The organism is Rhodobacter sp. NSM, assembly GCF_052244495.1.
Lineage (GTDB): Bacteria > Pseudomonadota > Alphaproteobacteria > Rhodobacterales > Rhodobacteraceae > Cereibacter_A.
In genome coordinates this window covers 191,005-212,459 of record NZ_JBQPXH010000006.1, presented here as the reverse complement: position 1 = coordinate 212,459, position 21,455 = coordinate 191,005, and the positions used below count along the sequence as shown (strand labels likewise).

At 67.1% G+C, this 21,455-nt stretch carries 17 protein-coding genes and 1 pseudogene; 2 read left to right on the top strand and 16 right to left on the bottom strand.

The genetic code is table 11. The features are described 5' to 3' along the window. Positions 1 to 97: 97 nt before the first annotated feature. The 9 genes from ACTVZP_RS14210 to ACTVZP_RS14170 form a co-directional block, all read right to left on the bottom strand. A complete protein-coding gene (locus ACTVZP_RS14210; RefSeq protein ID WP_443212804.1) occupies positions 98 to 733 on the bottom strand; it encodes a hypothetical protein in 636 nt (211 codons plus the stop codon). A gap of 3 nt (positions 734 to 736) precedes the next feature. Beyond that, positions 737 to 1,543 (bottom strand): CatB-related O-acetyltransferase, encoded by an 807-nt coding sequence (locus ACTVZP_RS14205; protein ID WP_443212803.1) that lies wholly within the window; start codon positions 1,541 to 1,543, stop codon positions 737 to 739. Between the two features lie 68 nt (positions 1,544 to 1,611). Further along, positions 1,612 to 2,913, bottom strand: coding sequence for an HlyD family type I secretion periplasmic adaptor subunit (locus tag ACTVZP_RS14200; RefSeq protein ID WP_443212802.1), 1,302 nt, complete (start codon positions 2,911 to 2,913; stop codon positions 1,612 to 1,614). Continuing rightward, positions 2,910 to 4,646 carry a type I secretion system permease/ATPase gene (locus tag ACTVZP_RS14195; protein ID WP_443212801.1) on the bottom strand — a complete coding sequence of 579 codons (1,737 nt, stop codon included), beginning with the start codon at positions 4,644 to 4,646 and terminating at the stop codon, positions 2,910 to 2,912. The genes ACTVZP_RS14200 and ACTVZP_RS14195 overlap by 4 nt, the downstream gene beginning before the upstream one ends. Then, positions 4,639 to 5,916: a glycosyltransferase family 4 protein gene (locus ACTVZP_RS14190; protein ID WP_443212800.1), complete on the bottom strand. Its 1,278-nt coding sequence runs from the start codon at positions 5,914 to 5,916 to the stop codon at positions 4,639 to 4,641. The genes ACTVZP_RS14195 and ACTVZP_RS14190 overlap by 8 nt, the downstream gene beginning before the upstream one ends. Beyond that, positions 5,913 to 8,108, bottom strand: coding sequence for a hypothetical protein (locus tag ACTVZP_RS14185; protein ID WP_443212799.1), 2,196 nt, complete (start codon positions 8,106 to 8,108; stop codon positions 5,913 to 5,915). The genes ACTVZP_RS14190 and ACTVZP_RS14185 overlap by 4 nt, the downstream gene beginning before the upstream one ends. Continuing rightward, on the bottom strand, positions 8,105 to 9,349 hold the full coding sequence (locus ACTVZP_RS14180; protein ID WP_443212798.1) for a glycosyltransferase family 4 protein: 1,245 nt from the start codon (positions 9,347 to 9,349) through the stop codon (positions 8,105 to 8,107). Before ACTVZP_RS14180 ends, ACTVZP_RS14185 begins: the two co-directional genes overlap by 4 nt. Next, positions 9,349 to 11,424 (bottom strand): hypothetical protein, encoded by a 2,076-nt coding sequence (locus tag ACTVZP_RS14175; protein WP_443212797.1) that lies wholly within the window; start codon positions 11,422 to 11,424, stop codon positions 9,349 to 9,351. The genes ACTVZP_RS14180 and ACTVZP_RS14175 overlap by 1 nt, the downstream gene beginning before the upstream one ends. Before the next feature lie 60 nt (positions 11,425 to 11,484). Continuing rightward, complete coding sequence (locus ACTVZP_RS14170; RefSeq protein ID WP_443212796.1) at positions 11,485 to 12,327, bottom strand: calcium-binding protein; 843 nt, start codon at positions 12,325 to 12,327, stop codon at positions 11,485 to 11,487. Positions 12,328 to 12,547: 220 nt separating this feature from the next. On the opposite strand from ACTVZP_RS14170, the pseudogene ACTVZP_RS14165 reads away from it, so the two are divergent. Next, positions 12,548 to 12,784, top strand: a pseudogene (locus tag ACTVZP_RS14165) (hypothetical protein); the annotation flags it as partial. A 48-nt stretch (positions 12,785 to 12,832) separates the two neighbouring features. Further along, positions 12,833 to 13,861: a calcium-binding protein gene (locus tag ACTVZP_RS14160; RefSeq protein ID WP_443212811.1), complete on the top strand. Its 1,029-nt coding sequence runs from the start codon at positions 12,833 to 12,835 to the stop codon at positions 13,859 to 13,861. A gap of 51 nt (positions 13,862 to 13,912) precedes the next feature. Here the strand turns inward: ACTVZP_RS14160 and pnp are convergent, their stop codons facing one another. The 7 genes from pnp to rbfA all read right to left on the bottom strand — a co-directional run bounded on the left by pnp (position 13,913) and on the right by rbfA (position 21,268). Beyond that, the gene (gene pnp, locus ACTVZP_RS14155) at positions 13,913 to 16,063 is read right to left on the bottom strand and encodes a polyribonucleotide nucleotidyltransferase (protein ID WP_443212795.1); all 2,151 of its coding nucleotides are present in this window, start codon (positions 16,061 to 16,063) and stop codon (positions 13,913 to 13,915) included. A gap of 179 nt (positions 16,064 to 16,242) precedes the next feature. Beyond that, positions 16,243 to 16,512, bottom strand: coding sequence for a 30S ribosomal protein S15 (rpsO, locus tag ACTVZP_RS14150; RefSeq protein ID WP_002721510.1), 270 nt, complete (start codon positions 16,510 to 16,512; stop codon positions 16,243 to 16,245). A 264-nt stretch (positions 16,513 to 16,776) separates the two neighbouring features. After that, on the bottom strand, positions 16,777 to 17,289 hold the full coding sequence (locus ACTVZP_RS14145; RefSeq protein ID WP_443212794.1) for a DUF1643 domain-containing protein: 513 nt from the start codon (positions 17,287 to 17,289) through the stop codon (positions 16,777 to 16,779). Positions 17,290 to 17,645: 356 nt separating this feature from the next. Further along, positions 17,646 to 18,722, bottom strand: coding sequence for a cysteine synthase A (cysK, locus tag ACTVZP_RS14140; protein ID WP_443212793.1), 1,077 nt, complete (start codon positions 18,720 to 18,722; stop codon positions 17,646 to 17,648). Positions 18,723 to 19,154: 432 nt separating this feature from the next. Continuing rightward, positions 19,155 to 20,060: a tRNA pseudouridine(55) synthase TruB gene (truB, locus tag ACTVZP_RS14135; protein WP_443212792.1), complete on the bottom strand. Its 906-nt coding sequence runs from the start codon at positions 20,058 to 20,060 to the stop codon at positions 19,155 to 19,157. Positions 20,061 to 20,127: 67 nt separating this feature from the next. Further along, positions 20,128 to 20,865, bottom strand: a complete 738-nt coding sequence (locus tag ACTVZP_RS14130) for a phosphodiester glycosidase family protein (protein WP_443212791.1) — start codon at positions 20,863 to 20,865, stop codon at positions 20,128 to 20,130. Then, a complete protein-coding gene (rbfA, locus tag ACTVZP_RS14125) occupies positions 20,855 to 21,268 on the bottom strand; it encodes a 30S ribosome-binding factor RbfA (protein ID WP_443212790.1) in 414 nt (137 codons plus the stop codon). The genes ACTVZP_RS14130 and rbfA overlap by 11 nt, the downstream gene beginning before the upstream one ends. Positions 21,269 to 21,455: the final 187 nt, after the last annotated feature.

The following is a 21,455-nucleotide window of genomic DNA, read 5'->3' as shown; positions in this document are numbered from 1 at the left end:
CAAGCACATGTTCGGGCATATCCCTGAGCCTCCGTGGCTATGCGCAAGTGTCCGGTCGAAATGGTGGCCAGTTCAGCGTAACTGCAGAACCGACTTGTCAGAGGGATAGCACGGCCAAAATCGCTGATGTCAGTGCTACGCCAGTCAGGAGTCCGACGAGCGACGAGAACGAAGGGTGGCGAGGAGCAGGATCGCTTACGCTCGGGTACATGCTGTCCAGCCGAGCCTGCAGCAATTCGAGATGGTAAAGCGCGGACTTGATGAGATCCGAGTTTTCCGCTTGCGTTTGAAGGGCGTCATGACAGCCTGCTGTCTCTTCGAGGATGCGAGCAAGGGCCCGTTGCTCGCTGCTTGTAGGCCCCAAACGACGAATCGGGCGCAGGACCGAATACGCTCCGTCAGAGCCAACCGCCCGTGCAGAGACCGTAAACTCCATTCCCTCTTCAATTGGCGGATCGAGAGGCGCCGAGAAGCCATAGCACCCTGTACCTAAGCCCGAGGCCTGCAAGTCTCGGCGCTTTCGATCTGCACTGACTTTGGCATAGAGCCTGCCTTCAATGCGTATCTCGACAGATGCTTGGGCTTCTGGATCCCGGCGATCAATGACCCATCCCGCTATCCGGTCCGACCGCAGCACATCGACCACGCCATATAGCGGCGGTCCCGATGCTTGCTCTTGCGTCCCGAGACCGATCGACGGCGCCTCGACCAAATGATTCTCGTGTCGAGCCATCACTCAGCTTGCCTTCGCAAGTGGACGCGAAAAGTTCGCCGCAAGACGCGCGGCAAGCAGTTGCGGTTCGGTCAGGTCTGAAGCCGTGATGACCGGAGCGGCATAGGGTTTGATTGCGCCCTCGGCAATACGATCCTCGATCACATCGAGTGCGCGCGCGATGTCGTCGAATGGCGCGGCGAAGAGATCGTAGATCGAATAACGCCACCATTCGGAGGCAAGAAGCCTGTCAATGAGAGCTTCCGGTACCCGTGTGCGAACCACCCGGCCCGGTGCCCCCAGAACCACGGCGTAGGGAGGCACATCCTTCGTCACCAATGCTCGGGCGCCGATGATTGCGCCATGCCCGATTTTCACGCCTGACTTGATGAAGCAGCCCTGACCGATCCAGACATCGTTGCCGATCTCGGTGATCGGACAGCTCTTCGTGAACGCTCTTTTGCCTGCACGGATTTCCGCTGCCCGGTCCGGTGCCACCAGTTCGTCCCAGCCATAAACCTGGGGCCAGTAGGACGTCCGCGAAGTCGTGAGCCAATCGGTAGGATGTTCATGCACACCGATGACGGTGCCTGCCGCAATTGAGGTGTACCGGCCGATCCGAACGTTGTTGAGCGTTCCGCCGGAGAGGCTGCAGAAGGCGCCGACGTGAATCTCCGCCCCTGTCGTGACGGTCGCAATGATCGTCGTGGGTGCTTCAATTCGCGAACTTTGCGTCAGGCTCTTGACCTCGCGCAGCCCGGGCAGGCGAAGGCCTGCCTCGGCAAGTCTCGAAAAGTCCTGGTTCTTCAGGTCGAGTTGGATCTGTCCCATCGATACTCCTCTCACTCGGCCGCGACACGCTTAGTCTAGGGGGCAACTCTGAATGGATGGTGAAGCTCTCACTGGTCGTGCATGGCACCGCGCAGGTGGCGCAGGATGGGCTCCAGCAGATAGTCGCCGGCCCGCCGCTCACCTGTGCTGATGGACACCTCCACGGGCATGCCGGCGCCCAGCCGCACCCACGACGGCTGTTCCTCCAGTGACTCCGGATCGAGCGCTACCTGCGCCTCGAAATAGGTCGTGGCATCTCGTGGATCCTCGATGAGATCGGGGGAGACGAAGATGACTGTGCCAAGGACCACAGGCGCGATGGCGCGGCGGTATGCCGTCAGTCGGACGCGTGCCGGTCCGCCCTGTCGAACGCTGTCAATCGCGTCTGGCGGCAGGCGCATCTGGATCACCAGATGGTCCATGTCCGGGACGATCTCCATCACCGGTGTGCCCGATCCGATCACGGCGCCGGGCGTGACGGTCGGAATCTCGACGACCAGCCCATCTTGCGGTGCGCGCAGCGTTCGGCGTTCCAGGATGTCCTGCGTTGCGCGAATCTGCGCCTCGAGACCGGGCAGGACACGTCCAGCCGCGGCCAGCTTCTCTGCCGCTTCGGCCAAACGGAGCTGGTCGGCCATGGAAATTTCCACACGCGCGCGGTTGGCATCCGCGCGAGCAGCGGTCGCCAGTGCGAGCTGCTGTTCCCGCGTCCCGGTCAGCACGGTGATGTTGCGGTAGAGTTCGACGAGCTTCTGGCGCGGGCTCGCGCCTCGGTCGACAAGTGTCGCGAGATCGGCGCGCTCTTGTCGCCAGCTCTCGATCTGGAGCGCCGCGGCCCGCGCCTGTGCTTGGCTGGCGGCCGCCTGAGCCGTCAGCAGAGTGATCTCCTGCTCGAGCGATCGCAGTCGATCGCGGTGAGCATTAAGGCGACTGTCGAAGAGGCGGATCTGCGCCTCGATCCTGGATGGGTCGGCGGCGGGTGCCTTGGCGGGATCCAGGCGATCGGCGCCGAGCGATTCGGCTTCAAGACGCCAGATGTCGAAGCGCAGTGCCACGCGTTCGGCCTCGAGCTGTGCGAGTCGCTCGCGATCCTGAAGGGTGGCGAGTTGTGCCACAGGTTGACCGGCAACCACGCGATCGCCCGGCAGGACGAGAAGACGTTCCAGAATTCCGCCCTCCAGATTCTCCACGGTCTTCTTCCGGCTCTCTGCCAGTATGGTTCCCTGTGTGATGACGGCGCCATCGAGGCGCGCGTAGATGCCCCAACTGCCGAGCGTGATGGTCAGGGCGAGGATGAGGAGCACCGCCGCCCTGAAGACCGGCCGGTAACTGGCCGCTGCGCTGTCGTTCCATGCCGCATCAGCGCTCATGGCCGCACCTCGCCCGCGAGGGCGTAGACCGGGCCCGGCGGTTGCGACTTGCGTTGCGGTCCGATGGCAGCCAGCACTTCGGAGCGGGGGCCGTAGTGCGCGACCGCGCCGTCGCGAAGAACGAGAAGCCGATCGGCCTTCGACAGGATCGACATCCGCTGTGCGACCATGAGGACCGCTGCGCCTCGCTGGCGCGCCTGCTGGACGGCCGAAACCAGAGCCGCTTCGCCCTCTGCGTCGAGGTTCGAGTTCGGCTCGTCCAGGACCAGAAGCAGAGGATCGCCAAATATGGCGCGAGCGAGGGCGATGCGCTGTCGCTGCCCTCCGCTCAGCCGGGAACCGGCGTCGGAGAGCCTCGTGCCATAGCCCTGCGGGAGCCGGCCGATCAGCTCGTGAACCCCCGCCTGGCGCGCCGCCGCAATCACCTGTTCCATCGGCGCATCCCGGAACCTGGCGATGTTGTCGCAGATGGTGCCGTCGAGCAGCAGCGGTTCCTGCGGAACGTAGCCGACCGCGGCGCCGAAGCTCGTCCTCTCGTGAAGAAAGGTACTCTGGCCGTCGATGTAGAGGCCTCCTGCGGTCGGAGCCCAAAGCCCGACGGCCAGCCGGGCGAGAGTCGACTTTCCCGCGCCGGAGGGACCGACGACTCCCAGCAACTCGCCCGCTTCGATCCGGAACGAGACGTTTCGCAGCAGCGGAACATCCTGGCCGGGTGGCACGTAGGTGATCCTGTCGGCCACCAGGACTGCGTTCGCTATTGGTGCGGGCTGGGTGGCGCGGGCGCTGCCGCCGTCCTGGAGCAGCATCCGCAGCCGCGCATGGGCGGCAATTGCATCCATCCATTGCCGCCAGCCTTCGATCAGATGCTCGAAGGGCAGGAGAAGACGGGACATGATCGCCATGGCGGCGATGATGGTGCCGGCCGTCGCCGCCTGATCGACGACAAGGGTCGTGCCGCCGCAGATCACTGCGATCTGGATGATGGTGCGCAGGAACCGGGCCACGGCGGAAAGGATCTTCGCGCGCCCTTGTCCACGGTCGACGGCGTCGAGAGACCGTGCCTGCAAGCGCCGCCAGCGGTGGGCGATATCCGGAAGCATGCCCATGGCGGCGATGACTTCGGCGCCGCGGAACGCCGTGGCGGTTTCGGCCTGCATGCGTCCGTTGACGGCACCTGCGGTTGCAACCGGACGCCGGGCAAGATGCTCCGTCGCGACGCTGGTCGCGGCCAGAATGGCGGCACCGGAGAGGCCGATCAGGCCGTAGAGCGGGTTCATCAGGAACAGGATCACGATCAGGACGGGCGTGAAGGTGAGGTCCATGGGCAGGCCGATCGCGCCCCCGGACACGAAGCCCCGCAGCTCCGATACATCGCGCATGGCTTCGGCCGCCGATGCAGGACCGCCACGAAGCGAGGATTCGACCGCTGCCTCGAACACCGGATGCCCGAGCCGGCCCGCAAGTCGCGCCGCAAGAATTGCGAAGATCCGCGATCGCATCACGTCGAGGATCGCGCCGAAGACGAGCAGGATCACGACGAGCACGGTGAGTGCGGCCAGCGTGTCGAGGTTGCCGCTGCCGATCACGCGGTCATAGACCTGCGCGTTATAGAGTGGCAGGGCCAGATGCAGCAGGTTCACGAAGAAGCCGACGAATGCCGCTGCGCCTGCACCGAGTGCCATCTCGCGCAGGACAACGCGGTAGATGCCGGGGTCCCGGCCCGTCTCAGCCATGGTTCAGCCGCAAGGCGTCGCGTCGCGCGATGAGCTGCCCGAACAGGTCCGCGTGCTGGCGGGCGGCCGACGCCTGATCCGTGGGCTTCTCGATCCCGCGCCGCAGGCGTTCCCAGAGCAGGGGGTCCGAGAGGGCACGAACCATCGTTTCGGCAAGGCTTTCCGGATTGGAGACGCGGAAGTGAAGCCCGTCGATTCCGTCGCGCACTTTCTCGGCCATGCCGCCGATGTCCGACGCGATGATCGGCCGCCCATGATGGAAGGCCTCCTGAATTACGACGGGCGCATTCTCCCACCAGGTGGAGGGTACGATCGTCCAGTCGACCTCGCGCATCAGATGGGGCAGGTCCGCGCTCTTGTAGGAGCCCATGAAGCGCAGCCTGCGTCCCGCGAGGCGGAAGAGTTCCCTGACCTGTGCCTGGAACTCCTCGGGCTGATGCTCGAGGTTGCCTCCGAAGATGTAGAGGATCGAGTCGCCCCAGACCTTGTCGGGAATCCGCGTCACGGCATCGACGAGAACCCTGATGCCCTTGAACGGGTTCAGCTGACCAAAGTAGGCGAAACGGTTGCGTCGTCCGCCCGCCGCCACAGTTCGCGGCGGGGCAACGGCGCCACCGTCGAGGCCGTTCTCGATCATCACGAGCTTCTGTCGCGGAAGGCCCCAGGCCTCGAACCGCTCGAGGAGGAAGCGGCTTGGGCTCACGAAGGCGTCGACGTCGCGGAAGAAGCTCTTGATGAAGAGCTCGCGGCGCTTCATGGCCGCGGCACCGATTTCAGGGAAGCAGAGGCCGCAATCCGAGGCCGTAGCCCTGAGGCAAAGGCCGTGGCTGCGCGCCTTGATCATCTGCCCGTGGTGGGCGCAGATCGGCAAATATTCGTGCAGCGTGAAGACAATGGGCACGTCGCCAAGCGCGCGGCGCGTGGACCGGATCGCTTGGATGCCGAAGCCCATCATGTGGTGGAAGTTCACGACATCCGGGCGCAGGTCCGACAGGAATCGCTCGAAGTGGCGCATCAACCCGTCGAGGTCGGTCGATCCGAGGTGGAACCAGTCGTAGTCGTCCGTCCAGAACAGCGTCTCGTCCGGCGCCTGCCCCAGAGACATGAGGGGCGTCGCCGCGTGCCGGGCAACGGGCGGACCCACGCCTGCCATGTAATGGGCGTCCCAGCCTGCCATGTTCTTCAACCCGGTGAAGAGGTTGTACGAGGCGACCTGCGCTCCGCCGATCGAAAAGGCGGGGTGGGCGTGGCTGAGGACGAGGGCTTTCAAGGGCTGTGCCTTTCCTTGCTGCGCGCGGCCATCAGCGCGCGGTCCACCTTTGCCATCAGGGAGGTGAAGAAATCGTTCGTGCCCCTCGGCTCCTGCAGCGCCCAGAAGGTGACGGACCCCGAGCACCAGGTGCCCGCGCCTGCCGCATGGAGCCGGTCGGCAAGGTCGCGATGTGCCATACGGTCGTCGAACAGCCGCCCGGAAAACCCGCCTGCCGCCTCGAGGTCGGCCCGACCGATGAAGGCGATCTCCGGAGCGCCCGATGCCGCGCGCGAGGGGCGACCCTGCGACAGCCACTCTGCCGGATAGCCGAGTTGCGGACACATGGCCTCGGCCCCGCTGCCCCGCTCTTCCCCGCCGCTGAAGCAGACGGACCCGTCCTCGTAGACCAGCCGGGGCGAGATCAGGCCCGGGGGCCGCATCCATTGAGCTTCCCGCGCGAGGCGGGCCAGCCAGTTGGACGTCGCCGGAAGCACCGACGGGTCCCACAGCAGGAGGCGCGAGCCGTCGCTTGCGGCGATCCCGCCCTCGATCTGAGCGAGTGAGCCCTCACCGTCCGGGACCAGAAGCAGCCGGCCCGACAGACCGTAGAAGCGGAAGGCCTCGTCCAGCTTGTCGACGAGGCCGCATGCGGCGCTTCGGGTGCTGACCAGCGTGAGGCTGAGGGTCTCGGCCTCAGGCGTGCCGCTGAGGAGCGCGAAGACCGGCTGCAACTGTGCGAGGCTGCGGAAGGGCATGACAGCGGCTATGTCCCGTGACGGTGCCCCGGATCCGAGATCGATGGTGGCCGTGCGCCGGGCAAGCACTGGCGGCGGAGCGGCCGGGAGCCCGGCGAGGAACGGGGCGAGCACCCGTTCCACCAGCGGGCCGAGGGCGGGGTCTTGCGGCGAGACCGGCGAGAGAATGCCGGGCAACCTGTCGCGCGACGCCAGAGGCGTGATGGTCACGGGCCGGAAGAGGCAGGAATTGTCGTCGAGCACCAGTTCCAGATAGACCTCGGCATCTTCCACCTTGGCGCGCGACGCGGGTGCGTAGGCGATGAAGCCATGCATCGTGTCGCGCGGATCCAGCAGCCGCGAAAAGCGCGGATCCTTCGCGAAACCCTCGTGGAGGTCCGGGCGGGGAACGGCGTGCCACCGATCCTGCAGCGGAGCATATAGTCCCGCATCGCTCTTGAGGATGATCCGTTCGACCCGCGCCAGCGGATCGAGCAGCCAGCCGATGGCGAGCAGGCCCCCGTCCGGTGCCTGAAAAACCGCTTCAAAGGCGGTGGCGACCGGAAGGGAGGTTCCGCCGATGGTGTCGTGACCCGGGTAACGCGGCCGGCAGATCCGACGCATCGCGCGTCTTGCCGTCTCCGGCCCCGTCAGGCGCGGAAGCATCTGCGCGACATGGGCAGAGCCCGCCTCGCCGGTCAGGTGCTGGATGGCTCCGCGCACCACTTCGAGCCGCCGCAGCTGGCCGTCCGTATCAAAGACAAGGGCCTGAACGGCGGCCAGATCCTGCCCGCGCCAGTCACGACTGAATATCGCGACCCCCTGCGCCGGTGACAGGATGTCATCACGCGCGAAGCACGTCACTTCAGCCTCGCAGAAGGCGAGGTTTCCGTCGAGCTTGGCAATCCGACACCGGCCGGCAGGCAGGCTCATCGACCACCCCTGCGCGAAGAGCCCGTCGGTCTCGGGCTGAGCGAGGATCTCCAGAAAACCGTCCGGTGTGGCGACGCTGTCGAGGAAACCTGCCGTGAAGGCACGGAGGTCGCAGGCTTCCTGAGCCGGGAGATCGGGCCGGTCGACAAGCATGCGGAGCAGGAAATCCAGGACGGCCCGCGGCGGCAGACCGCTCTCTCGCGCGAAGTTGGCAAGCGCGACGGGTGAGATCTCGATCCTGCCCGGAGCGCCAATCCGGAGGGCAGACCCTTCCGCATCCCGCACCGTCGCCCGCTCGCACAGGGCCGTCTCCACAAGCGCGATGCCCGCCAGGCCCGCGTCGCGCCGCCAGAAATCCGCCTGCCAGCGGGCATGGCCGGCGGACCAGTGCACCGTGCCTTCCCGGGGGAAATCGGTCTGCGCCTTGAGCCCGAACAGGCTTCTGCCGCCCGGCAGGACGATGCAGACCAGGATCTCGATATGTGCCGGAGGCGGTGGCGCGAGGCCGGTCGCCGGGAAGGTCGAACCATCAGCCGGGGTCATGCGGCGCACCTCTTCTCCAACAGCGATCCGTAGGTCTCCAGATGTGCATCGACGAAGCCCTCGTGGCTGGCCTTCGGCTGCGCGACCGCAAGGCGTGACCAGAGCCCGGGGTCGCTTGCCGCCGCCGCCATCGTCTCGGCGAGGGCTGCGGCATCGCCCGGCGGGGCGAGAAGGCCCGTCTGGCCGTCCTTCACCAGTTCCGCCATGCCGCCGATGCCCGAGGCGATGACGGGCCGGCCGGCGGCCTGCGCCTCCAGGATGACGAGCGGTGCATTCTCCCACCAGAGCGATGGCACCACGACCCAGTCCGTATCCGCCATCCGGCTTGCCAGCGCGGTGCGGTCATAGGCGCCGGGATGCTGAACAAGCGGTCGCGCTGCCGCGAGGTGCGCCTCGAAGGCGGCCCGGAAGGCGGGTTCGGGTTGGCGGAGTCCGCCATGCAACGCGATGCGGAGGTCGGCCCCGCCGGATTTCAGCTGCGCCGCCGCCTCGAGCAGGGTCAGCACCCCCTTGTGCGGAGCGATCGACCCGAAGAACGCGAACCGATTGCGCTGCGCTCTTGGCCTTTCCTGGATCAGCGCGAGCGGGGCCACCGCGTTCGGTATGAAGTGCAGCCTCTCGGCGGGCAGGCCCCAGTCGATGAAGCGGTCGCGCAGGAAGCGGCTGGGCACGAGGAAGCGGTCCACTCCGCGCAGGATCGTTGCCAGATAGGTCTTCCTGAGCGCATGGCGATCCGCTCCAAGTTGGGGGAAGCAGGCTCGGCAGGCGTCCGGACGCGCGGCCCGGCAGCGTGTTCCATCCGGCCGGGTCTGAAGAAGGCCCTCGTTCGGACAGATGATCTGGTAGTCGTGCAGCGTGAGGACGATACGCGTCGCAGGCGCAAGGCGGCGGATCGCCGGCACGATCTCCGCTCCGATCCGGTCCAGGCCGTGGAGATGAACGACCTCGGGCCGCACATCGGCGATGAGGCGGCGCAGCGAGTCGAGCCATCCCAGCCCGTCGAGCCGGTTCATCATGAAGCGGTCGTATCTGCCGGTCCGAAGCACCATGTCCCCGCCCTGTCGGCCGAGGCTGCCTGCGGCCGCGTCCGGTCGCTGGAGCGACGTCGCCGCGGCGAGAAAGTGCGAGGCGATCCCGCGCCGGACGAGTGCGCGATGAAGATCATGCGCGACGATCTCGGTCCCGCCGAGCGTCCAGTCCGGGTGATCGTGGACGATCTGGAGGATGCGAAGCGCCGCCATCATGCTGCCTCCGGCTGCGCAAGGTCGGCATCGAGAAGACGTAGACCGTGAACGAGGGCCGCCTCGGCAACGCCTTCCGCCGGCGCTGGTCCACCGAACCGCTGGAAAGGATGCGTGGCGAGGAACGGGCTCGCCCGGCCCGCCGTGCGGTCCACACGCGCGAGCTCTCCCAGTGCAAGCGCGGGTTCGGAGTGCCCAACCGGCGAGGCGAGCATCCGCTCGACGCCGGCGCGGCTGAGGACCGCGCAATCGGCCGAGACGACTTGCGTGCCGGATACAGGCGCCAGGCGCGCGGCCGGCAGACCCTCCATCGGACGAACGATCCGCCCTTCCGCGAGGAAAGCAGGGCCGCCGACGATCGCCCCTTCCCGGTCGAGCAGTGCCAAAGCCGTGACGAGGGCGCCGCTGGTCGACAAATGGCGGAGCATCTCCTCAAGCCACCCTTCCGTCGTCGGCAACACGGACGGTCCGAGCATCAACACCGGTCCCGCTGCCAGCGCTGCTGCGGCGCGCAGCACCTCGACCGTATTGGCCGAGGCGGGGTGGGTCACGATCCGGTGCGGGATGGCATATATCTCGGAAGCGGCAGCCGCGCGTTCGCGCGCCAGGGCGGCCTGCGGCCCCTCTGGAGCGGTCAGGATCACGTCGATGCTCTGCGCCTGTTCTTCCCCTGCGATGACCGCAGCGCGCACGGTGATGAGGTCCGGGCAGGGGCCGACCGGCGATATCAGGCTGATCCGCCCGAGGCGGTCTGGTCCGTAGGAGCGGACCCGGACCGGGATGCGTTGCGGCGGAATTGAACGCCGGGCGAGGGCAATTGCGAGCGCCGGATCCGGCAAGGCCGGATTCTGGGTCAGCCTCCAGTCGTTCCATGCCTCGGCGAAGCCGACAGGCACGTCGCCGCTCCAGCAGGCGGGCGTCAGCGTGGCAACCGTCCGGAGCCGGCCTGATCCCAGGACGATCTGGATGCGGCAGGGCCCCTCATCGTCATCAGCCGGGGGCAGGGCGACATGTCCGGCCATCAGGCTGGTGCCGTCCGGGTCGGGAGAGGGCAGAATGTCGGCGAACCGCCCGCCCCGGTCGATGCGGATTGCGCGAACCAGCCGCTCAGGATCCTCCAGCCGGCAGGCGTGGAGCAGCCCCTCCGACGTGGCGGCAAGGGTCAAGGTGCGCAGGTGAACCGGCAGGTCCGCGGTCCGCATTTCCTGCAGCAGCGCCTGTGCCATCTCGTCCCGGGGCGCGGCAGCCCGCACCCGCCCGAGCGCCCATTGGCGCAAGTCTTCCGAGCGGCCGTCGAGCCAGGTGGCCAGGGGCTGGGCGGCCTCCTCATGCAGGGCCAGCCGGATCGGTTCAGGGCCGAGGATTACCAGCTCGCTGTCGGCAGGGAGACGCCGGGAGAGGTGAAGGTGGAGCTGCTTGCCGTCGCTGAAGGCGGCGGAATCGGTCAGGCGGTGAAGCAGGCCGCCGGCCAGGGCCACCACCGGCGCATCGGGGGCGGAAGGCGCGGGCAGATCGTAGCTCAGGAGCGCATGGCCCGTGCCGAAGGCGGCAGCTCCGATGGGGCTGGCAGGCATCACCGAGCAGAGTTCGAGAATCTGTCGGGCGAGCAGTGTCATGCCGTCGCCAGCCGAGGCAGCGAAGAGCGAGGCACCCGTGGTCAGAAGCGTCTTCAGGACCTGGGCCCTGCCGGCAGGACCGAGGCCGGCCAAGAGGGCGGGCAGCGAGCGAAGCGGTGGCTGCAGCCAGTCCGGCGACGCCTCGGCCTCTGGCCGTCCGTCGAGTGTCATGACGATCCGCGACGCCAGAAGCTGTGGGGTGCCGATCTGCAGCAGCAGCATGTGGCGAAGTCCACCCTGCTCCAGCGGCACCGAAGTCGACATCGACGGCAAGGGCGCCGGCCCTCCGTCGATCGTCGTTGCGAGCCTCGGGCGCTTCGTGACGGGGCGGGGGCGGTCGAAGAACAACGCAGCAAGCGATCCGGTGAGAGGTACGATCCGCACCTCGTCAAGCGTGCTCGGCCGGCTGTCGCAGGCGAGCGCGCCGATATCGCCGAAGGCATCGGGTCTCATGTTCATGGCGGGCGTCCGTTGCGGCAGGGCATGAGCCGGGCGCGGGAAGCGCCCGGCCCGTCAACGTCAGACGATGGAGAAGTAGCGCGACGGATCGGCTGCGATGTCGTCGTAGGAAACGCCTTGGAGCATCACGCTGTCGCCTTGTCCGAAGTCGATCAGCGTTCCCGCATCCCCCATGGACATCGCATATCCGGCCACATCTTCCGCAGAGGAGAGATCCACTCCCTCAAGGCTGCCCGAGATCTGCAGCATGTCGCCCTCGGAGAAGTCCATGATCACGTCGCCGCCCCCGGAAAAGGTGACGAGGTCGCTCCCTTCGCCGGTGTAGATCACGTCGTCGCCCGCGCCGCCGTCGATCTGGTCGTCGCCCGCGCCGCCCATGATGAGGTCGTCGCCGTCGCCGCCCAGCAGCGTGTCGTTCCCCTTGCCGCCGTCGACCCGGTCGTCGCCCGCGCCACCCATGACGAAGTCGTCGCCGTCGTCGCCCGCGATCGTGTCGTCGCCGGTGCCGCCGTCGAGAATGTCGTTTCCGGTGCCGCCGAGGAGGGCGTCGTCGCCTGCCCCCCCTTCGACCGTGTCGTCACCCGAGCCGCCAGCCAGAAGGTCCGACCCCTCTGCGCCGAACAGGCGGTCGTTGCCGGCGCCGCCCGAGACCGTGTCGTCGCCGGTGCCGCCGTCGAGGATGTCGTTTCCGGTGCCGCCGAGAAGCTGGTCGTCGCCCTCTTCGCCGAAGAGCCGATCGTCACCCGTTCCGCCGTTGAGCAGGTCGTCCCCGAGACCCCCGAGGATCAGGTCGTCGCCGCTCGCGCCCGAGACGGTATCGTCCCCGTTGCCCGACTGGATGTAGTCGGCGCCGGACGTGCCGAAGATGAAGTCGCTGAAAGCGCCTCCCGGTATCGTGGCCATTTGGAACCCCTCGCGTTGAACATGCAATTTCTGCGTGTGCAACATGTGCCCGCGGGCCTTTAACGAAGAGTTAAAGCCTCATTTCGGTTGATTAGGATTTGTGAAAAGTCGGCACAGGTCGAACTTGCGACTTAACCGGCTGGAAAGGATTGGACCGCTTGCTGTCGCTGCTGCGCTTCGGCACCGGGCCGAGGCGGCGCTTCCACTTCGGGGAGATTTCATGCAACGCCCGCACCTGACATACGCCGACGATCTCGCCGACCTTGCAGCTCGAACAGGTTTTTCCCTTGCTGACGCGATGCGCTTCACTGGGGCAATCGTCGCCAGTAGCGAAAACTACCTTGTGCAGGGCACCGGCAATCGTGATCTTCTCATCAGCTCGACCGGAGGCAACCACCTGATCGGGAACGCCGGCCGAGACCTGCTTGTCGGCCGGAACGGCAACGACTACCTCGACGGCGGGAACGACGCCGACATCCTGATCGGTGCCGGCGGCAGCGACACGTTGTTCTCCGGATACGATGACGATCTGCTGCTTGGCGGCGACGGCAACGATACGCTGCACGGGGGCTCCGGGGCCAACCTGCTGGTGGGCGGCGCGGGTGATGACCTGCTCGACGTTCGTTATTCCACCGACTTGACGAGTGACGGCCTGTCCTTCGAGGCTTGGCGAGCCTCGAAGCTCGCCCATGGCGATGTCATGTATGGCGGCGACGGCAATGACACGCTCGAGGGCTCGTTCGGCAACGACACGCTGCTGGGCGAAACCGGCGATGATTCGATCCGCGGACAGGATGGCAACGATGTCCTTTCCGGCGGCGAGGGGAACGACAGCCTCTGCGGCGACGCGGGCGCGGACACGCTCGATGGAGGCGCGGGGGACGACACCCTCGACGGCGGCCTCGGTGACGACAGGCTCGTCGGCGGGGAGGGGAGCGACCGTATCCTCGCTGGCAATGGGAATGACGCGATAGATGCCGGTGCCGCCCGCGACATCGTCTACGCGGGGTTCGGTGACGATGTCATCCTCACAGGCGACGGGAATGACTGGGTGGACGGCGGAGGCGGCGACGACCTCATCGATCTCGGGATCGGCAACGACTACGTCGTGGCGGTCGAGGATTTCGGCCGCGGCGATGACGTGATCAGGGGACAGGCCGGCGACGACACCATGCACGGTGGCCGCGGATGCGATCAGATCGACGGCGGCGACGGGTGCGACGTGCTGAACGGCGGTGCGGGTGATGATTTCCTGATTGGCGGATATGGAGCGGACATCTTCCAGATGCGCAGCGCGCACGGGATCGACATGATCTCGGATTTCACCGCCGAGGACACGCTGATGATCACGCGTAACATCAACGGGATCGGCGGATCCGACGGATTTGCTTCCGTCGAAGAGCTTCTCGGGCGCATCGAGGACTGCGGTGATGATTCATTCCTCGACCTCGGCAATGGCCACGGCGCCATGTTCCTCGGCATCTCGTCGGATCAGCTTGGCGAGTTGCTCCAGTCCAACGTCACCTACTTCTGAATGCAGAAGGCCCCGGCAACAGCCGGGGCCTTCCGTTCGTCTGCCGAAGGATCAGGCCTCGCCGGCCTCTTCCTTCTCTTTCTTCTCCGGGGCGATCTCGGCGCCGGTCTCCTGATCGACCATCTTCATGCCGAGGCGGACCTTGCCGCGCTCGTCGAAGCCGAGCAGCTTGACCTTCACTTCCTGGCCTTCCTTCAGCACCTCGTTGGGATGCGTCAGGCGCTTGTTGGCGATCTGCGAGACATGCACCAGACCGTCGCGCTTGCCGAAGAAGTTCACGAAGGCACCGAAATCGACCAGCTTCACCACCTTGCCGGTGTAGATCTGGCCCTCTTCCGGCTCCGCCACGATCGACCAGATCATGTCGTAGGCCTTCTTGATCGCCGCCTGATCGTTCGAGGCAATCTTGATCACGCCGTCGTCGTTGATGTCGACCTTGGCACCCGAGGTTTCCACGATCTCGCGGATCACCTTGCCGCCCGAGCCGATCACTTCGCGGATCTTGTCGGTCGGAATGGTCAGGGTCTCGATCTTCGGCGCATATTCCGAGAAGGAATTGGCCTGCGTCAGAGACTTGGCCATCTCGCCGAGGATGTGCATCCGGCCGTCCTTCGCCTGGGCGAGGGCCTGCTCCATGATCTCGGGCGTGATGCCCGCGACCTTGATGTCCATCTGCAGCGAGGTGATCCCGTTCTCGGTGCCTGCGACCTTGAAGTCCATGTCGCCGAGGTGGTCCTCGTCGCCGAGGATGTCGGTCAGCACCGCCCACTTGCCGTCATCCTCGAGGATAAGGCCCATGGCCACGCCCGCGACCGGCGCCTTCAGCGGCACGCCCGCGTCCATCATCGACAGCGACCCGCCGCAGACCGAGGCCATCGAGGAGGAACCGTTCGATTCGGTGATCTCGGACACCACGCGGATGGTGTAGGGGAAGTCGGTCGCCGCCGGCAGAACCGCCTGCAGCGCGCGCCACGCCAGCTTGCCGTGGCCGATCTCGCGGCGGCCGGGCGGGCCGAAACGGCCCACTTCGCCGACCGAATAGGGCGGGAAGTTGTAGTGCAGCAGGAAGTTCGACCGCGAGTTGCCGTGCAGCGCGTCGATGATCTGTTCGTCCTCGCCGGTGCCGAGCGTGGTCACCACCAGGCCCTGCGTCTCGCCGCGGGTGAACAGCGCCGAGCCGTGGGTGCGCGGCAGGATGCCGGTCTCGCAGACGATCGGGCGCACCGTCTTGGTGTCGCGGCCGTCGATGCGGGCGCCACCGTTGATGATGTCGCCGCGCAGGATCGAGCTTTCCAGCTTCTTGAACGCGGTGCCGAGGTTCTCGTCAGCCAGTTCCTCTTCGGAAAGCTGGGCCTTGATCGCGGCGCGGGCGGCGTCGATCGCGTTCACCCGCTCCTGCTTCTCGCGGATCGCGAAGGCGGCGCGCATCTGCGTCTCGCCGAGCGACTTCACCTTCGCATAGATCGCGGCATAGTCCGGAGGCGCGAAGTCGAAAGGCTCCTTCGCGGCTTCCTCGGCGAAGTCGATGATCATGTCGATCACCGGCTGCATCGCCTCGTGGCCGAACTTCACGGCGCCCAGCATCTCGGCCTCGGACAGTTCGTAGGCTTCCGATTCGACCATCATGACAGCGTTCTTGGTGCCGGCGATGACGAGGTCGAGCCGCTGCTCGGGGTTCTCGCGCAGCTTCTGCATGTCGTCGACCGACGGGTTCAGCACGTAGTCGCCGTTCGAGAAGCCGACGCGCGCCGCGCCGATCGGGCCCATGAAGGGCACGCCCGAGATCGTCAGGGCCGCCGAGGCCGCGATCATCGCGACGATGTCGGGTTCGTTCACGAGGTCATGGCTGAGGACGGTGGCGATCACCAGCACCTCGTTCTTGAACCCGTCCACGAAGAGCGGGCGGATCGGACGGTCGATCAGGCGCGAGGTCAGCGTCTCCTTCTCGGAGGGGCGCGCCTCGCGCTTGAAGAAGCCACCGGGCACCTTGCCCGCGGCATAGTAGCGTTCCTGGTAGTGAACCGTGAGCGGGAAGAAGTCCTGGCCCGGCTTCGCGGTTTTCGCGAAGGTCACGTTGGCCATGACAGAGGTCTCGCCCAGGGTGGCGATGACCGATCCGTCGGCCTGACGGGCAACCTTGCCCGTTTCGAGGGTCAGCGTCTCGCCGCCCCATTCGATCGATTTCTTGGTGATGTTGAACATCTTCTATCCTGTCCTGACCGGGGGACCCTCCGCCCGGCCTGTTGCGTACGGGCCGTATGCCCGTGGCCCCTTTCCTTGCCGAAGCCTGTCCCGCGGAGCCCGTCGGGGAGGCCGTCATTCGCGGAGGGGATCTCCGCGCCGGGAATAGGAAAACGCGCCCCGCAGGGCGCGCTTCAAGGTCAGCGGCGGAGGCCCAGGCGCGCGATCAGCGCGGTGTAGCGGCCTTCGTCCTTCTTCTTGAGATAGTCGAGCAGCTTGCGGCGCTGCGCCACCATCATCAGCAGGCCCCGACGCGAGTGGTTGTCTTTCTTGTGGGCCTTGAAGTGCTCGGTCAGCGTCGCGATGCGCGAGCTGAGGACGGCCACCTGGACTTCCGGCGAGCCGGTGTCGCCTTCCTTGGTGGCATATTCCTTGATGAGGCGGGCTTTTTCTTCGACGGTGATCGACATCGGTTACTCCATGTCTGCAGGTGACGGCGCAAGCCGGGATGTCGTCCAGCAAGGCCCTTGTTCCTCCGCCCGGCTGGGGCGGATGCGCGCCTATACGGGAAAAACGTCTGAAAGGAAAGCGCCTTTTCCTCCCGGCGCCTGCCTCGGGCGGCAACCGGCCCGGTGCCTCGGGCTCCTCTCGTTTCCCTTGGGATCGGTCTCCGGCCTCTGCTCCGCGAGGCGGAGCCCGATACCAAGCCTCGCACCTCGGGCTGGCCTCGGGGGCTATCCCTCCCAGAGGATCGGCTGCTGCTGGTAGCCAATGTAGAGCGGGTGTTTCGGCTGCCCGTCCCGATTCAGGCCGAGGTGATAGAGCGGCAGCCCTGTGGCTCGCAGCAGGTGCTCGACCTGCCGCCCGCGGTCGAGGAAGGCGCCATGCGATCCCCAGGCGCAGACGATCCGGTCCGCCCAGGGCGCGGAATGGGCGATCGCCTCGTCGTTCTCGGGATTTCCCACCGGGTCGGGGGCTGCCCGCATCTTCCTGGGGTCGGTGTCGCGCCAGGCGAAGATGTTGCAGACCCGGAAGGCGCCGAAGCCCAACGTGCGCGCCCGCCGCTCGCACCGTTCCACGGTGGGATCGTTCTGGTATTCGGTGGCGGTCGAGGGATTCAGCATGACGAACAAGGCCTTGGTGCCGTCGGGATCCCAGATGCGGGTGAGCAGGTAGCGGTAGCGTTCGCAGTCCGAATAGACCGCCGTCGAGGGCGCATCGCCCTTCACGAAGCTGCGGGTGATCATCTGGCCTCCGGTTCAAGGTCCTCACCTAAGGCAGCGCCGGCCACAGAGGCAAGATCGCCCGTGCCCCTACACGGTTCAGCATCCGGAGCCTGCCCCGCGGACCGCCCTATTCGTCGCGAGGGTGACGCGGGAACTGGGCGGTGACCCTGCCGGCGCCGTCCGGTCGCCGCCCTCTCCGTCGTCCCCGGCAGGGCCGCGCGAGGGGGGTCGATGCCCCCTCGCGCGGCACCTCCGTCCAGATCATGCGGCCGGACGGGCGCTTTCTGCGGCTAAACCCGGCGGAACCGGATGCCTCTCGGCGTGAAGCGCCCTTGGCCGTCACGCTTGCTTCCCGGTAAAAGCCTCCGCCGCTCGGCTCAGAGCTGGAAGCTCGGCGTCGAGGCGGAGAGCGCCTTCTCTTCCTCGTTCATGTCCTCGCCGATCGCCTGAAAGAGCGGGGTCGACATGTAGCGCTCGCCCGTGTCGGGCAGCATGGCGAGGATCACCGACCCCTTCGGCGCCCGTTCGGCCACCTGCCGCGCCACCGCGAAGGTCGATCCTCCCGAGACACCGGTGAGGATGCCCTCCTTCGCCGCCAGTTCACGCGCCCATTTCATGCCGTCCTCGCCCGAGACGGGGATCAGCTCGTCATAGGCGCCCGCGTCGAGGCCTTCCTGCAGCACCTTCGGAATGAAGTCCGGCGTCCAGCCCTGGATCGGATGCGCCTCGAAGGCGGGATGGCCCGAGGCTGCCGTCCCGTCGGCATTCCGCTCCTGCGGCACGCCCGAGGCCACCAGCTGCGCGTTCGCGGGCTCGGAGAGCACGATCTTCACCTCCGGCCGCTCGCGGCGTAGCACGCGCGCGACACCCGTCACCGTGCCGCCGGTGCCGTAGCCCGTCACGAACCAGTCGAGCTTCTCGCCCGCAAAATCGGCAACGATCTCGCGCGCGGTCGTGGCCTCGTGGATGTCGGCGTTGGCGTCGGTCTCGAACTGGCTCGCGAGGAACCAGCCATTCGCCTCGGCCAGCTCCTGTGCCTTGCGATACATGCCGAAGCCCTTGCCGCCGCGCGGGGTCAGCACGACCTTCGCGCCGAGAAGCCGCATCAGCCGCCGCCTCTCGACCGAGAAGGCCTCTGACATGGTGATGACCAGCGGATAGCCTTTCTGCGCGCAGACCATGGCAAGCCCGATCCCGGTGTTTCCCGAGGTCGCCTCGACCACCGTCATGCCGGGCTTCAGCTTGCCCGACCGTTCTGCCGCCTCGATGATGTTCAGCGCGAGCCGGTCCTTTACCGAGGCGGCCGGGTTGAAGAACTCGGCCTTGACGTAGATCGTGACGCCCTCGGGCGAGAGATTGTTGATGCGGATGACGGGCGTATTGCCCACCGTGTCGAGCACGCTGTCGTAGAGCCTGCCGCGGCCCTCGGTCGTCCGGATCTTCTGGGCATCCATGATGCTTCTCCTGTCGTTCCCTTTGCCGGAGCTTAACCCGTTCCCGCGCGGCGTGTTTCCCCTTTTTCACGCGAGCCGTGGAGTACTGTCCCCCACGATGCGCGGCCCGTGGAACGCTGTCACCCCGCAGCACGGGTCGGGATGCGGCCGGAGCCGTGGCGCGAGGCGGGTCTTCTTGCTGTTCCAGAGGCTTGCGCGGGAAAGGGCCGGGAGGGTGACTGGCACTCTGCGACCCATACGCAGAAGGGGCGTCGCGCTCCGCTCAGCCGCACCCGCGGACGCTCGGCGGACCGGCACCCCCCCTCAGCGACGGGCGGGGGCCGCGGAATGCGGCGATACCGCAGCCTCAGCCGGGTCGGACGCACCTGCGACGCTGGGGATGGCGAATGGCGGGAGGGGTCCAGCGCTGGTGCGAACCTGGGCCGCAGAGCCTCAGAGGTTAAAGACCCGCGTCGGATGCAGTTCGCCCGCCTTGTAGATGCCGACCGCGACCGGCTGGCCCTGAAAGCTCGCCCAGGCCTCCTCGCCGAATTCGACGTTCGAGGCGATCACCATGCCCGGGTTGCCGCATTTCAGCCGTGCCGCCCCCTCGGGCGTGGCGGGGAGTTCGGGCAGATCCGCGAGGCCCTTCGCCAGTGGCAGGACATGGGCGAGGAGCGCATCGCTCTTCGCCAGTTCGTCGATCCTGGCGACCGAGATCCCGTCCTCGGCCTCGAAGGGGCCCGACCAGGTGCGGCGCAGCCAATCGACATGGCCGTGACAGCCGAGCGCCTGCCCCAGGTCGCGTGCGATAGAGCGGACGTAGCCGCCCTTGCCGCAGACCATCTCGAGCTCGACATGGTCCGCGTCCGGCCGGGCGATGATCTCGAGGCTCTCGACCCAGAGCGGCCGCGCAGCCAGCTCCATCACCTCGCCGTCGCGCGCGAGGTCGTAGGCGCGTTCGCCCTCGACCTTCACCGCCGAGAACTGCGGCGGCACCTGCATGATCTCGCCGCGGAAGGCAGTCAGCGCCGCCTCGATCTCCGCATCCGACGGGCGGGCCTCGGAGGTCGCGATCACTTCGCCGCTCGCATCGTCCGTCCGGGTGGCGATGCCGAGCCGCACCATGAAGCGGTAGCACTTCAGCGCGTCGGTGATGTAGGGCACGGTCTTCGTGGCCTCGCCCAGAGCGACCGCGAGGACGCCCGTCGCATCGGGATCGAGAGTGCCGGCATGGCCCGCCTTCTGCGCCTCGAGCGCCCAGCGGACCTTGTTCACGACTGCGGTCGATGTCATGCCCGCCGGCTTGTCCACCACCAGCCAGCCCGAAATCGCCCGGCCTTTGCGCGTCCGCCCCATGGTCGTCCCTCCAGAAAGAAGGCCGCCTGCTAGCCGCTCGCGACCGGCGCGTCAACGGCACCCGTCGTCAGGGCCTCGGCTCCACCAGTCCGACGATGGGACCCATCGGCGTGCCCCAGTCGGACCGGCGCGCGCCGCGGTCATAGAGCCGCGAGATCGATCCGTCGAAGTAGAGCGCCTCGGGCAGGTCCAGCGCATCGCGGAACAGGCGGCCGAACTCGTGGAAGGTGACCGGACGGTTCGAGATCGCGAAGACCGCGCGGCTGCCATCCGCGCTGACTCCCACGCCGTTCCGGATGTAGCGCGAGTCGCTGTCGACGAGGAACCGCGGGTGCAGCTTGCCGCCGATGACCAGCATCGGGCCGGACTGGCTTGCGTGGCGGCACGAGGGTCGCTCGGCCGCGAACGCGCGCGATTCGATCACGCGGAAGCGGTCGCCGACGCAGAAGACGCCGTTGGGGAGCATGCCGAAGTTTCCGGGACCGGCCGAGGTGACGATCGGCGCGCGCTCGATGCCGTCCTCGATCATCAGGCCGACCGGCCGGCGGTCGCCGTGATACATGCCGGCGTTCATCGCGAAGGCAAGCTGCCGTCCCTCTGCCTCGAGCGCGCTGTTGATCCGCTCGAAGCTGCCAAAGGGTTTGCCGTCAGGTGCCGTCTGGAACAGCCGGATGTCGTCGCCGGCCTGCGCTTCGCAGATGCTGTAGCGCGTGCCTTCGAAGGTGAGGTCGCGGCAGGCAGGCTCGGCCGTCGCGCAGGCCGCAGGCCAGAGCGCGAGCAGCAGGGCGGCGAGCCTAGTCCTCATCCCCGTCCTCGCTGCCCCGGATGTCGCGCTGCACCGTCTCGTCCGAGAACAGCCTGCGCGTCTCGTCCAGCCGGTCGAAGGTCTCGTCGGGCCGGAAGCGCAGGTCGGGCGCGTATTTCAGCGTCATCTGCCGGGTGATATGGTGACGGAGTTCGCCCCGGTGCTTCGACAGGAGCGCGATGGCCTCCTCGACGTCCTTGCCGCCCAGCGGCATGACATGGACCGTCGCGACCTTGAGGTCCGGCGAGCAGCGTACCTCGCCGACCGTGATCGACATCCGGTTGAGCTCGGGGTCGTGGATCTCGCCCCGGTTCAGGACGTCCGACAGCGTGCGCCGGATCAGTTCGCCGACGCGAAGCTGGCGTTGCGAGGGGCCGGTGCCGGAGTTGGATCTGTGTGCCATGCGGCCCATGTAGGCCGTTTCGCCCCGGCCCGCAACGTCCGGCATCCGGTGGTCTGGCGCCTCGGTTCGCTGTCCGCCCGGCCCGCGTGTCCGCTCGCCGCCGGCTCGGTGTATCTTCTCCGGTGTGTCCATGGATCGCTATGGGCCGGCAGCCCTTTGCGCCGCGACGTGGAAGCCGCTAGGAAGT

Coding starts and splice junctions, on each gene's coding strand:
- ACTVZP_RS14210 (WP_443212804.1), bottom strand. CDS start 733: ATGGCTCGACACGAGAATCATTTGGTCGAGGCGCCGTCGATCGGTCTC.
- ACTVZP_RS14205 (WP_443212803.1), bottom strand. CDS start 1,543: ATGGGACAGATCCAACTCGACCTGAAGAACCAGGACTTTTCGAGACTT.
- ACTVZP_RS14200 (WP_443212802.1), bottom strand. CDS start 2,913: ATGAGCGCTGATGCGGCATGGAACGACAGCGCAGCGGCCAGTTACCGG.
- ACTVZP_RS14195 (WP_443212801.1), bottom strand. CDS start 4,646: ATGGCTGAGACGGGCCGGGACCCCGGCATCTACCGCGTTGTCCTGCGC.
- ACTVZP_RS14185 (WP_443212799.1), bottom strand. CDS start 8,108: ATGACCCCGGCTGATGGTTCGACCTTCCCGGCGACCGGCCTCGCGCCA.
- ACTVZP_RS14180 (WP_443212798.1), bottom strand. CDS start 9,349: ATGGCGGCGCTTCGCATCCTCCAGATCGTCCACGATCACCCGGACTGG.
- ACTVZP_RS14175 (WP_443212797.1), bottom strand. CDS start 11,424: ATGAACATGAGACCCGATGCCTTCGGCGATATCGGCGCGCTCGCCTGC.
- ACTVZP_RS14170 (WP_443212796.1), bottom strand. CDS start 12,327: ATGGCCACGATACCGGGAGGCGCTTTCAGCGACTTCATCTTCGGCACG.
- pnp (WP_443212795.1), bottom strand. CDS start 16,063: ATGTTCAACATCACCAAGAAATCGATCGAATGGGGCGGCGAGACGCTG.
- rpsO (WP_002721510.1), bottom strand. CDS start 16,512: ATGTCGATCACCGTCGAAGAAAAAGCCCGCCTCATCAAGGAATATGCC.
- ACTVZP_RS14145 (WP_443212794.1), bottom strand. CDS start 17,289: ATGATCACCCGCAGCTTCGTGAAGGGCGATGCGCCCTCGACGGCGGTC.
- cysK (WP_443212793.1), bottom strand. CDS start 18,722: ATGGATGCCCAGAAGATCCGGACGACCGAGGGCCGCGGCAGGCTCTAC.
- truB (WP_443212792.1), bottom strand. CDS start 20,060: ATGGGGCGGACGCGCAAAGGCCGGGCGATTTCGGGCTGGCTGGTGGTG.
- ACTVZP_RS14130 (WP_443212791.1), bottom strand. CDS start 20,865: ATGAGGACTAGGCTCGCCGCCCTGCTGCTCGCGCTCTGGCCTGCGGCC.
- rbfA (WP_443212790.1), bottom strand. CDS start 21,268: ATGGCACACAGATCCAACTCCGGCACCGGCCCCTCGCAACGCCAGCTT.